General features: G+C 44.6%; 13 protein-coding genes and 1 tRNA gene. 8 read left to right on the forward strand and 6 right to left on the reverse strand.

Annotation, left to right across the window (positions count from 1 at the left end; all coding sequences use genetic code 11):
* Positions 1–81: 81 nt before the first annotated feature.
* Both NTX76_02835 and fliI read right to left on the reverse strand, forming a co-directional pair.
* Complete coding sequence (locus NTX76_02835) at positions 82–984, reverse strand: rhodanese-related sulfurtransferase (protein MCX7338206.1); 903 nt, start codon at positions 982–984, stop codon at positions 82–84.
* Positions 985–1,013: 29 nt separating this feature from the next.
* Complete coding sequence (gene fliI, locus NTX76_02840; protein MCX7338207.1) at positions 1,014–2,339, reverse strand: flagellar protein export ATPase FliI; 1,326 nt, start codon at positions 2,337–2,339, stop codon at positions 1,014–1,016.
* A gap of 98 nt (positions 2,340–2,437) precedes the next feature.
* Here fliI and NTX76_02845 point away from each other — a divergent pair, with 98 nt between their 5' ends.
* The 3 genes from NTX76_02845 to NTX76_02855 are packed head-to-tail and all read left to right on the forward strand — an operon-like array spanning position 2,438 to position 4,614.
* Positions 2,438–2,857 (forward strand): hypothetical protein, encoded by a 420-nt coding sequence (locus NTX76_02845; GenBank protein ID MCX7338208.1) that lies wholly within the window; start codon positions 2,438–2,440, stop codon positions 2,855–2,857.
* Between the two features lie 6 nt (positions 2,858–2,863).
* Positions 2,864–3,631: a hypothetical protein gene (locus tag NTX76_02850; GenBank protein MCX7338209.1), complete on the forward strand. Its 768-nt coding sequence runs from the start codon at positions 2,864–2,866 to the stop codon at positions 3,629–3,631.
* Positions 3,631–4,614 (forward strand): hypothetical protein, encoded by a 984-nt coding sequence (locus NTX76_02855; GenBank protein MCX7338210.1) that lies wholly within the window; start codon positions 3,631–3,633, stop codon positions 4,612–4,614. The genes NTX76_02850 and NTX76_02855 overlap by 1 nt, the downstream gene beginning before the upstream one ends.
* Here NTX76_02855 and tatA read toward each other — a convergent pair.
* Positions 4,568–4,726 (reverse strand): twin-arginine translocase TatA/TatE family subunit, encoded by a 159-nt coding sequence (tatA, locus tag NTX76_02860; protein MCX7338211.1) that lies wholly within the window; start codon positions 4,724–4,726, stop codon positions 4,568–4,570. The genes NTX76_02855 and tatA overlap by 47 nt on opposite strands.
* A gap of 108 nt (positions 4,727–4,834) precedes the next feature.
* Here tatA and NTX76_02865 point away from each other — a divergent pair, with 108 nt between their 5' ends.
* Positions 4,835–5,560 (forward strand): nucleotidyltransferase family protein, encoded by a 726-nt coding sequence (locus NTX76_02865; GenBank protein MCX7338212.1) that lies wholly within the window; start codon positions 4,835–4,837, stop codon positions 5,558–5,560.
* Between the two features lie 157 nt (positions 5,561–5,717).
* On the opposite strand, the gene NTX76_02870 is transcribed toward NTX76_02865, so the two are convergent.
* Complete coding sequence (locus NTX76_02870) at positions 5,718–6,599, reverse strand: hypothetical protein (protein ID MCX7338213.1); 882 nt, start codon at positions 6,597–6,599, stop codon at positions 5,718–5,720.
* Complete coding sequence (locus NTX76_02875) at positions 6,575–8,551, reverse strand: ankyrin repeat domain-containing protein (GenBank protein MCX7338214.1); 1,977 nt, start codon at positions 8,549–8,551, stop codon at positions 6,575–6,577. The genes NTX76_02870 and NTX76_02875 overlap by 25 nt, the downstream gene beginning before the upstream one ends.
* Before the next feature lie 153 nt (positions 8,552–8,704).
* Between NTX76_02875 and NTX76_02880 the strand changes: the two genes are divergently transcribed.
* The 4 genes from NTX76_02880 (at position 8,705) to NTX76_02895 (ending at position 12,144) form a co-directional block, all read left to right on the forward strand.
* Positions 8,705–8,780, forward strand: a tRNA-Asn gene (locus NTX76_02880).
* A 118-nt stretch (positions 8,781–8,898) separates the two neighbouring features.
* Positions 8,899–9,618 (forward strand): ribonuclease PH, encoded by a 720-nt coding sequence (rph, locus tag NTX76_02885; GenBank protein ID MCX7338215.1) that lies wholly within the window; start codon positions 8,899–8,901, stop codon positions 9,616–9,618.
* 4 nt (positions 9,619–9,622) lie between these two features.
* Positions 9,623–10,660, forward strand: a complete 1,038-nt coding sequence (gene hemE, locus NTX76_02890; protein MCX7338216.1) for a uroporphyrinogen decarboxylase — start codon at positions 9,623–9,625, stop codon at positions 10,658–10,660.
* Positions 10,654–12,144, forward strand: coding sequence for an NADH-quinone oxidoreductase subunit N (locus tag NTX76_02895; protein MCX7338217.1), 1,491 nt, complete (start codon positions 10,654–10,656; stop codon positions 12,142–12,144). Before hemE ends, NTX76_02895 begins: the two co-directional genes overlap by 7 nt.
* 70 nt (positions 12,145–12,214) lie before the next feature.
* Here the strand turns inward: NTX76_02895 and NTX76_02900 are convergent.
* Positions 12,215–13,272, reverse strand: a 1,058-nt coding sequence (locus NTX76_02900) for a hypothetical protein (protein MCX7338218.1), incomplete at its 5' end; no start/stop codon positions are given.

Raw genomic sequence — 13,272 nt, forward strand, 5'->3', positions numbered from 1 at the left:
CCCGCGATCAAGTCGCGGGATGACGGGGGGTGCGGGGAGAGAAGTTCGTGCTTTTTTCTTTAACCGAATGCCATTGTGCGCCTAGCGCCCTATATGACATTGCCCCCTGGATGCAGCCAGATGGATCTGATATTGACGCTGTTCAAATCGGTGTTTTTTCTGTTCGGTTGTGGCTGAATAACAGGCCGGACATGAAACACCCTCCTTATAATGTTCGGATTCTTTGTCTGCGGCGGATATAGGCAGGCGACAACCATAGCATGTTTCGTAATGCCCCTGGATCAACCCATGACCAACAGATACACGGTGATCAAAGACATAACATTCCCCCTGCCACAAGCTTTCTTCTGGTGGGACTTCCTCTAGATATTTTAAAATTCCACCTTTTAAATGATAAACTTCTTCGAATCCCTCGGCCAACATATAGGCAGATGCTTTTTCACAACGAATACCACCCGTGCACCACATGGCGATTTTTTTATGTTTTTGTGGATCAAGGTTTTGCTTAACGTAACCAGGAAATTCCCGAAACGTTTTTGTCTCAGGGTCGATCGCGCCGACGAACGTTCCAATGCCGACTTCGTAATCATTCCGTGTATCGATCAATACAACATCTGGTTCACTGATTAAGCGATTCCAATCTTTTGGATCGACGTATTGACCAACTTGTTTGTTGGGATCAATGCCATCAACACCCAAGGTCACAATTTCTTTTTTCAGGCGGACCTTTAGTCGATAAAAAGGATAGTCATCGGCGACTGCTTCCTTGTGTTCTAAATCAGCCAGGCGTGGATCTTGTTTTAAGTGCGCCAACAATGCATCAATACCATCCCGTGGACCTGCAACGGTGCCGTTAATCCCTTCGGCTGCTAACAAAAGGGTTCCTTTGATTTTTTGTTCTTCGCAAACCTTTTTAAGGGGGGCAAGCATATCCCTGAAATCATGAAGGGGAGCAAATTTATAAAGTGCAGCAACAACAATCATCGTTTATCTCATAACAAAGTTTTTTGTGATTATAGAGCATTCTTCAGCCTAGCAAAAGATTCTTCTAGGGACGTTTGATCATTAAAATTCTGGGCCAAGAAAGCCATCAAATCCGGATACAGCTTGATGGCTTGGTCAACCTCTGGATTGCTGCCCGGGCGATAGGCGCCAAGGCGAATCATGTCCGCCATATTTTCATAGGTGGCCAAAATCTGACGCGCTTCCTTGACGATTTTTTGCTCCACCGGCGTGTGGCACCCGGGGACGGTTCGCGAGATGCTTCGCAAAATATTGATGGCTGGATAATGTCCACGTTCCGCGATGGACCGATCCAAAACAATGTGACCGTCCAAAATCCCCCGGACCGCGTCGGCGATCGGTTCGTTATGATCGTCGCCATCGACAAGCACTGTAAAAAAGCCGGTGATCGTGCCTGTTTTTCCATTTTCAGTCATCGTGCCAGGGCCGGCCCGTTCCAGTAATTTGGGAAGTTCTGCAAAGACGCTTGGTGTGTACCCCTTTGTCGTTGGGGGTTCGCCAGAGGACAGTCCAATTTCACGCTGGGCCATGGCAAAACGTGTCACGCTGTCCATCATGCACAGGACCGATAAACCTTGATCCCGGAAATATTCTGCGATCGATAGCGTTAAATAGGCTGCTTGTCGTCGCATTAAGGTTGGCTCATCCGATGTTGACACAACCACAATGCTTTTTTTAAGCCCTTCCTCACCCAATGAATCTTCTAGAAATTCTTTGACCTCTCGTCCCCGTTCACCGATCAATCCAATCACACAAATGTCACACGCGGTAAAACGCGCCAACATCGACATCAGCATTGATTTCCCAACACCAGAGCCGGCAAAAATACCCATTCGCTGCCCCTCGCAGCAGGTCAGGAACGTATTCATGGCACGAATGCCAACATCTAAACGCTCTTCCACCTTTGAACGGCAATGGGACTGCGGCGGGGTATTGTGAAGTCGGGCGGGCTCTAACCCTTTTAGCAAGGGTGGTCCCCCATCGATTGGTTCCGCCAGGGCATTTAACACGCGCCCCGTCCACGACACATGAGGATATGCGCAGGCTTGTGTGTGACTGAAATATACTCGACTGGCCAAATGAACGACACGAATATCCCCAAAGGGCATTACCAGCACATGATTTTCGTTAAAGCCGATCACCTCGGCTGGCATTCGTTTGCCCGGCTGAATTTCAACGGAACACTGACATCCAATGGTCAATATTTTGCTGGCAAAAGCAACTGTTATGACCAGCCCTTGGATACTGACAACGGTTCCAAATAGGTGAACATCGGGAATTTGTTCTATTTCTTGCAGAAGAGATTCAAAACGCATTAGTGAACAAAACGCTGGATAAATATACGTATTGTCAGCTTACACGATATGGTAGTGTTATTCACGCACCTTAAATTATTAAAGAGACTTGACTGTTGATGGATATCCGGAGCATTGCTACCACCAGAAATTTAGCGCCCGTTAAAAAGGCGGAGAAAAAGAAAGAGAATGCTTTTTCGGTTGACGAGGAATCCCCGTCCGCGCAGCCCTCTGTCGCGATGCATTCGGCGATTAATATCCAGCCTTTTGATGCGTTGTTTTTTGCTTTGGAGCATACAAATTTATCAGAACAAAAGACCATTGACAGGGGGAATGATATTCTTGATCAATTGGAGCAACTCAAGGTCGGGCTGATTAATCAAAATCTTGGCAAGGAATCATTGGAAAAATTGGTTGTATTGTTGGATAATAGTCACTATGACAATAGTGATCCGGGCCTCAAAGGCATTATGAATGAAATTGAAATTCGCGCCCGGGTAGAGCTTGCAAAACTCGAGATCACAAGAAATGAAAAGTAGGTAGTCGTGATCGTCACATGTCCTCATTGTAATACAGAATACAACCTTGATTCTGTGGAGATGCCCCCCCTAAAGCATTTGGGCACCGGGGAAGAAGGGTGGATTTTATCCTGTGGGCGATGTGACCACGAATGGTGGCTGGCTGTTGGAGGTCGGGATTCACAGGCTAATCAGAACGCGTATCGGCAATTTTATAGAGAAGAAGGCTCAAGGGATTTTTCCGCACAAAAAATCCAACCCACGCTCAGGCCAAAATCCATTGATGGCTATCGTCCCCCTCGGAAACGCAATTATGCATGGATGTTTTTTAAATGGGTTTTGTATCTTGTTGTCCTGGGGGGCGTGTCTTTCTTTGGATTTACATATCGCGCAGATCTTTGTGCTTATTGGGATTCATTTTCTGCGTCGAATGGATCGCCAAGGCCTGCCAGCTTGTCGCCTCGGCAACAGCCATTGGTTTCGCAAAATGTTCAATATGATTTGCAGCCTTCCGAGGACGGGCAATTAATCGCCCTTGTCGAGGGGGAAATTGCCAATAAAAATTCCGTATCCTTGCCATTGCGTCCGCTAAAGATCATTGTTTTTGGGGATTGCACGGCGGATGAGCTTGGCTCAAGCGATCAACAGCAAGGTCAGCCTGTTTGTGTCAGGGGGGAATGGAGTCACCAATTGGACAGGCATCATATTTTGCCAGGGGAACGCATTTGGTTTAAGTCGAGCGGAGTCTTGCCGGCCGGAACAAAAGTGATCCAGGTTCAGGTTACCCCGCCGTGATGTTTCGGTGTTGTTTTCTTATCTTTCTTTCCGGGTTTGTTTACGCAGCAGGAATAGAAGATGCTCCCCATTTTTCGCGCGAGGTTGCCAAACATTTTCGGGTTAATCTGTATCAGAATTATTTTGTCGGATCGCCTGATGCGTGGGAGGATTTTTGCAGCCAACCATCGGGTGTGATGCCAGAAGCGGGGCGACGAAATCCTGAGGTCATTGTGACGATGACATCCTATCCTGCGCGAATGCCGACGATCTGCTTGGCTATTGAATCGCTGATGAGGCAGAGCGTTAAGCCCGATCGCATTGTTTTGAATTTATTTAGGGGGGATTTTCCAGATCAAAAAATACCTCTTTCCATTGAAATGCAGCAAAAACGGGGTCTTGAGATTAATTGGTGCGACGAAAACCTGAAGGTTTATTTAAAAGTCATCCCTGCCACAAAAAAATATCCGAATGCCATTTTGATTGCAGCCGATGATGATACAATCTATCCTGAAAACCGATTAGAAGGCCTACTCAATGGTCATGCAGAACACCCGAACGCGATTGTTTGTACAGATGGGATTCGGCTGACATCGGCATCCGGAAAGCTGCTTATGGATGCAAGTCAGTGGCATTTTACGGGAAGCCAACAAGACTTATCGCCCCAGGCTGATCCGTCTTTTACTTTTATGGCTCAAGGTGTGCATGGGATGCTGATTCCGCCAAACAGCTTTTATCCGGATTTTGACCATCCCGAAAAATTTACGGATTTGTGTCCAACCGATGATGATTCGTGGTTGTGGGCTATGGCCGTTGCTAATGGTACCAAAACATACAAGGTGGCCAGAATAGGGATTTGCCATGAATCGATCCTCGGCACGCAAGACATTCCAACCGCGCTGCATAAAGCAAATTTCGCCGACAATAGGGCCTCTTTAACTCAATATTTTAGCGCCCTTAGGCCTTATTATCAGGATCGTCTGTTTCCTTTAATCCGTCTTTAAAGGCCTTAACCCCCTTTGCAAGATCTCCCATAACATGTGGTAATTTTCCTGCGCCAAACACGACCAGAATAATAACCATCAAGACAACAAGATGCCCCATACTTAATCCCATTTCGCTATCCTTTTAAAAACTTTCTTTGTGTGAGTCTAGCAAAAAGACACGATACAAGAAACATGTTAACGTATTCCCAATGAATATTTATATCTAAGTTGATTGAACATGACGAATGGAATGATCCTGGCCGCTGGCTTTGGTAAACGACTAAGGCCCCTGACAGACACCACACCAAAGCCGTTAATCCCGATTGGGCCCTCCACGTGTCTGGACAGGGCTGTGCATGATCTAATGGCTGTCGGAAGCCAGAAAATCGTGATCAATACCCACCATTTGGCAGATCAAATTCATCAGCATGTTCATGAATATTATCCTCAGGTTATTATTTCCCATGAACCGGACATTCTGGAAACGGGTGGTGGCATTTTAAAGGCGAGTCCGTATTTTGGTGATGAGCCATTTTTTGTCCTCAATGGGGATATCTGGCGACAGGACGAAGGTGCACCCGCCTTGAAACGCCTGGAAACATTTTTTGATCTTAAGGAAATGGATATTCTGTTGCTTGTTGTGCCAAAAGAAAAAGCGATTGGATATACAGGCCGAGGGGATTATTTTTTGGGAGAGGATGATCGCCTTGTTTATCGGGGGGATAACGCACATGCCCCCTATGTTCATTCGGGAGCATACATGATGAGGGCCTCTCTTTTTAATGTGCCTTTTGTGATACCGGTTGAGAAAGCCTTTTCTGTCATGACTATTTTCCACCAGGTCGAAAAAGAAAAACGCTTATTTGGGCTTGTCCATCAAGGCTCATGGGGAGATATTGGTACACCTGAAGGCTTAGCTGATGTGAGGAAAACGCGATCTCTAAAAGAATCTTTGCCAACGTAATGCCATTTTCAATAAATCTTTATGCGTTCGGGGCGATTTCTGGGTTGCTTCTTCGAGCTTCGCCCTCCCCGCAACGATACAATTGCGAGGAGCGTAAGCCTTGAGCAACCCAGGATTTACCTGGTATTGTTAGCCTTTCTTACGTCGAGCTCAGATATCACATGAACCGCTTAAGCTCAGCTTCATAATGCTCTTGCACCATGTCTGCAATCGCCTCTACCGAAGCCAGTTCATCTGGATCAGATTGCAGTCCATGTGCTTCTAATTGCTTTCTTGCAATAATCCGAAAGGCTTTGGCAGCGTCAATTGCAGTGGATGCGCTATTAACACCTTCAGTCTTGAGTTGCTCTGCCAGTCTTTGCTTGGCTGTATCATCAATGCCTTGTAAATTCCAGATATTTAACCACTTGTGCATTAGAAGTTTTCCTTCAGGCTGAGCAAACAAAGCATCGAGCTCAGAATCAATGCCCCTAAGCCCGGTTGCAATGCGTTCACGTATGCCCTTGCTGCAACTTTCCGGATTGCTGCTGTTTTGATACGCTGTAATCGACTCAAGCACAAATCCTTGTATCCACTGGCCTGCTACTTCTGGATGTAACGTTTGGATAAAGGTCGCGGCCAAGCTTAATTGTTGTTCGTAATTACGATCGTCTGCTAAACGATAAAATGCTGCTTGTTTTGCCAAAGCCCACTGTTCTTTTGGGATAAACTGATCAATGGTTTTGCTTATAAAATCTTGTGCAGCCGCATAAGGCATGGGTTTCTGAATACGCCGCTCGAGATTACTCCATACTGCATCAATTAATTTTTGGGTTCTGGGCGATGCGGAACCTGAAGCTGAAGATGTTACTGCTGTATCAGAATAATTATGAATCTCAAAAGCTAAGCCTTGAGGTTGCGCTGCGGCGCCTTGTCCGTGTCTTTGATTTTGTCGTTCTTGTGGCGGTACATATTGCTCTATAATGTTAAAAATTGCGTCACGATTACGATCATAGTTTGCTCTACCATTAATCATCATTTGGCCTTGGGGATTAACCATATCACGGTAAACTTGTATAATGCCGCCCTGATCAGGCGTTTTGGCCTTAATTGCGCAGACTGGCAATTTAATAAACAGGCAAGCGTGGCTTGTTTTTTCTCTTGGTTATCAGTCTCGCCTCTGGCTGCCCCATTTAATGCCTCAACAACAACATATTGATCAGGTATTTGGTCCGCTGGCAAATTTAGAAGATATGCAATTACTTCTGGTTGTAAGCATTGTCCTGCTGTTGTGAGGGCCCTGCTTATGCCTGTCAAGCTGGCTTTGAAGCTGACATCTTGATTTAACAATAATTCAACCACTGGTAAATGGCCGTTTGCTGACGCCCGATTTAGTGCCTGATCGATAGTCTCTTGACTATGGTTTGGTGTGGCGCCGATCAATAAAGAAACTATTTCCTTTTGACCACGAGCAGCTGCCATTGATAATGCTTCACCTATACTATCCTGATCAGGTGGCAATGATGGATTGTTTAGTATGCACTTAACTGCCTCCACATTACCCACCTTATCTGATGATTCCACACCAAACTCGCCCGTTGATAGGACTAACCCACTTTTAATAATGTCCTGATTGAGTAGATTATGTTTATTCGATTCTAGTAATTGCTTAATTATTGGTACGTTATTAAATTCTTTTATTCGAGCCGCCGCCCACATTGCATGCAGCATGCCGTCTTGATCGGGGGCTTTATTCGGCGATAGGCTCAATAGCCATGCGATGATGTCCTGCATGCCAAGTGTTGTGGCCTTTTCCAGAGCATTATTAATACCGTTTTGATCAAAAAAACCGTGGTTAAAATCTTGTTGTAGTGTAACTAAAATTTCATTCTGTTTAAGAGCCTGCCAAGATACCTCGTACCCTTGGTTTAGTTTTACTGCCTCAGGAACATATGCCGCAAGGGCTAAAGCTGTGCTTTTAAGAAATTCATACTCATTGGAATAAGTATACGTTGTAGCCTTTTTGAAAGCTGCAATAATAGTTTCGAGATCCGGATGCAAAAGCCCTTCTTTTAATAATATCTCAATGGTTGCTTGACTGCCGGGTCCGGATGTCATCATTAATGCTTGATTAACGCTGTCTTGACTCGGGCCATCCGGTCTAGTAATGAGCAACCGAACAATATCTTGAAATTTGTTACATGCAGCCCGCTCTAATGCATTATCAATGCCCTCTTGATTGGGCTTTAAGTGTCCAACAGGTTGATCGAGTAGTAATTCCGCTATTGCCTTATGACCACGTGCAGTTGCTGCTCCTAACGCCCAATTAATGTGCTTTTGATCAAACGGTGATTTTAAAAATGTTTCAACGATGTTTCGTTGGTTGTTTTTGGCTGCTGCGACTAATGCCATGCCAATATTTTCTTTAAAATCGTTTTGAGAGAGCTCAATCCACGGCATCACCATTTCGATCATATCTTTATCGCCAATTTCACTTGCTGCCTCTAATGCAACTTTGGCATGATGGCGATTTTTTAACAGATACTGCCTCACTAACGCTTGTTGACCTGACTTAGCGGCGTCTTGTAAGTCACGATAAACGTTGAAATCATTTTTGGTGTTCTGCAATTTCTCTAATTTCAGTTTTTCATCATCATTCATCAAGTATGATGGCAAGGGCAATATATGTTGCTGCAGTATATCTTGTATGACGGGATTTCTTCGTCCTTCATAGCTGTTATATTCCCCTATAAGGGTGTTTTGATCAGGTCTCAGTTGTTCACTCGAAGAATTGAGCAGAGACTCAACTATCTCTTTTTTGTTCCTTTGTACCGCGTTTTTTAATGCCTGATTAACCTGCAGTTGAGCTACCTGATCTTTTTCGGGCTGCAGTTTTGAAATGCCAGGTTTTGCAAGATCGTTGATCATCGTTGATGGTAATGATGATGCCATGGCCGATACTATTGATGCAGTACTCAATATAAGCAATTTACTTAAATTTTTAATTTTCATTTTAGATTCCTCAAAATGATTTGTTTATTATAGTTTGCATAAAACTAATTAATATTTGGTTAACATGCAACATTTAAGTCTGATGCGAACCCGCACACACACTAAAAAAACCTTGTCAACCAAGGGGGGTCTATGGTACATAAGAATACATGGTCCCCGGTAGCTCAGTCGGTAGAGCAAGTGGCTGTTAACCACTGGGTCGGCGGTTCGAGTCCGTCCCGGGGAGCCATTTTCGATTCACCACCGAATCAAATGCCCATTTTCACAATTTCCCCGTAAAACAGCCTTGTAAGATTACCCAAAGAACTTGTAGGATTGCTTTGATAATGCAATCCAAAGGAAATTATATGCGCTTTCAAAATCGCAAAGTGAATGAACTTCGCCCCGTCTTTTTAGGTCCCAGTTTTGTTAAATATGCAGAAGGGTCCTGTTTCGTTAAGTTCGGGGATACGCATGTTGTTTGCGCCGCAACAATCGAAGAAAAAGTCCCCCCATTTTTGCGTAATACAGGCGCGGGCTGGATCACTGCTGAATACGGAATGTTACCGCGTTGTTCGCCAGAGCGAATCGACAGAGAGGCCGCCAGGGGCAAACAAACAGGACGCACCCAGGAAATTCAACGCCTTATAGGGCGCGCGCTTCGTGCTGTTGTTGATTTAAAAGTTTTGGGAGAACGTCAAATACGGATTGACTGTGATGTTCTTCAGGCAGATGGTGGAACGCGAACGGCCAGCATCACGGGGGCCTATGTTGCCCTTTACCAGGCATTGCAAAAATTAGTAGCCCAAAAAAGAATACCATCTATGCCATTGACGGACCAAATTGCTGCTGTGTCTTGTGGTATGATCAATGGTCAACCGATGCTTGATATCGATTACAAAGAAGATTCATCAGCCCAAGCGGATGCGAATTTTGTAATCACCGGAAAAGGCAAATTAGTTGAAATACAGGTCGCTGCAGAAAAACATCCATTTTCCGAAGAAGAATTTAATTCGATGTTGAGCCTGGCAAAACAAGGGACACAGGAATTAATTATCCTTCAGCGACAAGCCTTAAAACTGGATTAGCTTTATGAAAAAACTGGCTGCCGCTTTAAAGGGGATTCAACAAAATATCCCGCCAATATGGCTTATGCGGCAAGCTGGGCGGTATTTGCCCGAATATCAACTTGAACGGACAAATTTTCCCAATTTTATGGATTTTTGTTTGAATCCGGAAGCTGCGGCCAAGGTCACATTACAACCGATACAGCGATTCGATTTTGATGCTGCCATCATATTTAGTGATATTTTAACGATCCCCCATTTTTTGGGACAAACCGTTCATTTTGAACCTGGCAATGGCCCGCGCTTAAAAAAGGTTGGCTCCGAAAGGGTTGATTGGGATTCTTTCTTGGATAAAGCCGAGGATATCGAAATTCAAGAATTAATGACCCCCGTTTTAGAAGCCATTCAAAATGTCAGGGGATCATTGTGTTCATCGAAGTCGCTGATTGGGTTTGCGGGATCCCCTTGGACGATTGCAACATATATGCTTCGGGGTGGAAAGACGCAGGATTTTTCGGGGACTGTCCAATTTGCAAAGCAGCTTGATGGCGCCTTTGATCGTCTTATTCGCCTGCTGGAAAACAACATAGTGACCTTGTTGATTCAGCAAATTCAGGCAGGATGCGATGTTGTACAGATTTTTGATTCTTGGGCGCATGTCGTCCCTTTGCTTGACCGGCCAGCATGGTTATGGCGGCCATTACAAAGAATCATTCACGCGATCAGGCAATCATATCCGGATGTGCCCATTATTTATTACGGCAAGGGCGTGGCGGACCATTATCCGGCGCTTGCCCAAATGATCCCTAATCTTGCGTTTGGAATTGATCATTCCGTTGATTGTGCATGGGCCAGGGATAACGTGCAATCTGTGGCGCCGGTTCAGGGGAATTTGTCCCCCGAAAAGCTGATGGCTGGTGGATTTGAAACTGACGTTGACTCTATTTTGGAAAAATTATCTGATGGGCCATTTATTTTTAATTTGGGCCATGGGATTCTACCGAAAACGCCCATTGCGCATGTCGAGGCTTTGATTAAGCAGGTTAGAAATCCCCGATGTTAGCGCCGCCCGTTGCATTGATCCCTACTATAGGGACTGTTTTACCTGCTGTCTTTTTGGGGGGTAGCTCTCTCGTCCTGCTGTTCGTGGGTTTATTTCTGTCCCCAAAAAATTCTGCGCGGTTTTCTTTTGGCTGGGCGCAACTTTCATGCATTATAGCGATTTTTTGTCTTTTATTATTGCCTACCGGTAAGCATATAAGTTTTAGCGGAATGTTTATCAATAACCCTTTCACCATTATAATAAAATTATTTTTATTTAGCATTACATTCTTCATTTTATCTCTCAATCCGATCTCTCAGTCAAATAACACTGTTAATAACGTTGAATACCCGGTTTTAATGCTGCTTTCCCTTGTCGGGATGTGCGTGATGATCTCAGCTTACGATTTGCTCGTTCTTTTTATGGGACTAGAGCTTCAGTCCTTATGTTTGTATGTTCTGGTTGGTATGAAACGGAATAAAAAAAATAAATCAAGCGAAGCTGCTTTAAAGTATTTCATATTGGGGGCGCTGTCCTCGGGGTTGTTTTTGTATGGATGTAGTTTGGTTTATGGGTTTACGGGGACTGCTAGTTTTGAGGAATTAAACCGATTCTTTAAAGAAGTGACCGTCTTTAATCAGGATTTCATTGGTTCATTTGCTGGTTTGATCTTTATTTTGGCGGGGCTGGCCTTTAAGCTATCGGTCGTTCCATTTCATATGTGGGCACCGGATGTTTATCAAGGGAGCTCGACATCGGTTACCGCTTTTTTGGCAACCGTACCCAAGCTTGCTGCATTTTTTGTATTGGCACGACTGTTGCTTGGGCCCTTTTCTGGATTTGGGGAATTATGGGGGGGGGTCATTGCTGCCATGGCTATGCTGTCTATGGCTTTGGGGTCCATCGCTGCGTTAACACAGCAGAACATTAAGCGTTTAGTCGCTTATAGCTCGATTGGGCATATGGGCTTTGCCTTGATTGGTCTTTCTGTTGCCGACAATCGTGGTCTTGTGTCATCTTTTGTTTATCTTTTTTTGTACATACTGGCAACGCTTGGTTTTTTTGGGGGCATTCTGTATTTGGAAAAACTAGGGAAAGAGGTCGACTGTCTTTCTGATCTTAATGGCGTTGGAAGAAAGCATCCGATTATTGCCTGTTTTTTGGGCTTTATGCTTCTGTCTATGGCGGGCCTTCCTCCGTTGCCAGGGTTTGTTCCAAAGTTACTGATTTTGCTGTCAGCCATAGACAACTATTGCTATTCTATGGTATTCGTTGGTGTTATTTATTCAGTTATTTCTGCTGCTTATTATTTGTTAATTTTAAAGGCGCTATTTATTGATAAGCCACCGCATTCTGCCCCCCAGTCAAACGAATTAAAACGCGCAAGCCTCCAAAGTGTCCTTGTTCTTATAGCTATTTTTGTTTTGCTTCTTGGTTTTTTGATCTTTCCTAGTTACCTGCTGAATCATTTTTCTCAGATCATTATCTTTTTGATGTTTCTCTAGGGGAAAATATTGGACGCACATGGAAAAATCCCCCCCGATAGACAAGGGGGGTGAGCCGGACTACTACAGATCAAAACGCAAAATGATAGAGTTTTTTTAATGAAGGGTATCCATTAATCCAATCGCCCAAGGCGCTGAAGTTTCGTGCGCGATTTAACATCTCCGACAGGGCATTATGATCGGTTCCATTTAACAGCCAATGCAAAGTTAAAGCATATCGTCCTGTGTTCGGATTTTGAACTAATGACCAAAATGCTACATTTGTTTCCGCATTCGGCAACAGTCCATTAATCGAATAATTATCGGGGGAGGAGACCATGACCTCGGCATCATCGAGGTGGACAGAAACTTGTCCTGTTGCTCCCCAGTCCTGGTTTAATGTCTCCCCCAAGGGGGCCGCTATACCTTTTGACCACACTTGTCCATCCCAAGGCTGACCATCCGGAGAAACCCAATAGTGATACCGCATCAAATCAAGCCCTCCTGCCCCTGCTTCTGCGTCAAGACTCCCTGTATCTCTTATTTGAGGCACCCAATAGACATCTATTGAATCATCGGGGACATCTGGATTAGTCGACAGAAGTGGCCTGACTGTTTTTGTATCTAGTTTTAGGGCTCTATAATAATCAGACACGGCCAAGGGATGATATGTATGAACCACGGGAGCCACAGGAAAGGTACCTCTATACATTGGATTTTTAGGTACATTTAGCGGAGACAGATTAGTTCGATTAATTTGAATGGCGCCATCCCGTAGTTGTTGAACAAACTTCCGATGCTTTTCAACGTAGTTTTCAAGGCCAATGAATTCTAATGAGAAGTAATTTTTTGCAGTACCCTTTCTGACAGAATAATTAATTCCTTTAACCATCAAAGCACGCTCAGCGGGTGTGGCTGCGCGGTTACTAATGCCGCCAACGCCTGCGCCCTTGCTAATAATGAGGGCGATCTTTTCGGCCAGATGTTTTATGTCTGGTTCATTTTGTAGGTATTCGATAAATTGAACGGCCGCACACACATTCTGATTGGCTGCATTATGATTGTTCGACAGGAATGTATTGTATTCCTGTTTTATAGTTTCCTCAAGATCTCTTTCGGCGATTGCGGCCCCATCAACGGCACTGCAAA

This window comes from Alphaproteobacteria bacterium (assembly GCA_026400645.1).
Lineage (GTDB): Bacteria > Pseudomonadota > Alphaproteobacteria > Paracaedibacterales > CAIULA01 > JAPLOP01.

What these genes read in the sequence shown, in the direction of transcription:
- NTX76_02835 (MCX7338206.1), bottom strand. Translation starts at nt 984, where the DNA reads ATGATTGTTGTTGCTGCACTTTATAAATTTGCTCCCCTTCATGATTTC.
- fliI (MCX7338207.1), bottom strand. Translation starts at nt 2,339, where the DNA reads ATGCGTTTTGAATCTCTTCTGCAAGAAATAGAACAAATTCCCGATGTT.
- NTX76_02845 (MCX7338208.1), top strand. Translation starts at nt 2,438, where the DNA reads ATGGATATCCGGAGCATTGCTACCACCAGAAATTTAGCGCCCGTTAAA.
- NTX76_02855 (MCX7338210.1), top strand. Translation starts at nt 3,631, where the DNA reads ATGTTTCGGTGTTGTTTTCTTATCTTTCTTTCCGGGTTTGTTTACGCA.
- tatA (MCX7338211.1), bottom strand. Translation starts at nt 4,726, where the DNA reads ATGGGATTAAGTATGGGGCATCTTGTTGTCTTGATGGTTATTATTCTG.
- NTX76_02865 (MCX7338212.1), top strand. Translation starts at nt 4,835, where the DNA reads ATGACGAATGGAATGATCCTGGCCGCTGGCTTTGGTAAACGACTAAGG.
- NTX76_02870 (MCX7338213.1), bottom strand. Translation starts at nt 6,599, where the DNA reads ATGGTTAATCCCCAAGGCCAAATGATGATTAATGGTAGAGCAAACTAT.
- NTX76_02875 (MCX7338214.1), bottom strand. Translation starts at nt 8,551, where the DNA reads ATGAAAATTAAAAATTTAAGTAAATTGCTTATATTGAGTACTGCATCA.
- rph (MCX7338215.1), top strand. Translation starts at nt 8,899, where the DNA reads ATGCGCTTTCAAAATCGCAAAGTGAATGAACTTCGCCCCGTCTTTTTA.
- hemE (MCX7338216.1), top strand. Translation starts at nt 9,623, where the DNA reads ATGAAAAAACTGGCTGCCGCTTTAAAGGGGATTCAACAAAATATCCCG.
- NTX76_02895 (MCX7338217.1), top strand. Translation starts at nt 10,654, where the DNA reads ATGTTAGCGCCGCCCGTTGCATTGATCCCTACTATAGGGACTGTTTTA.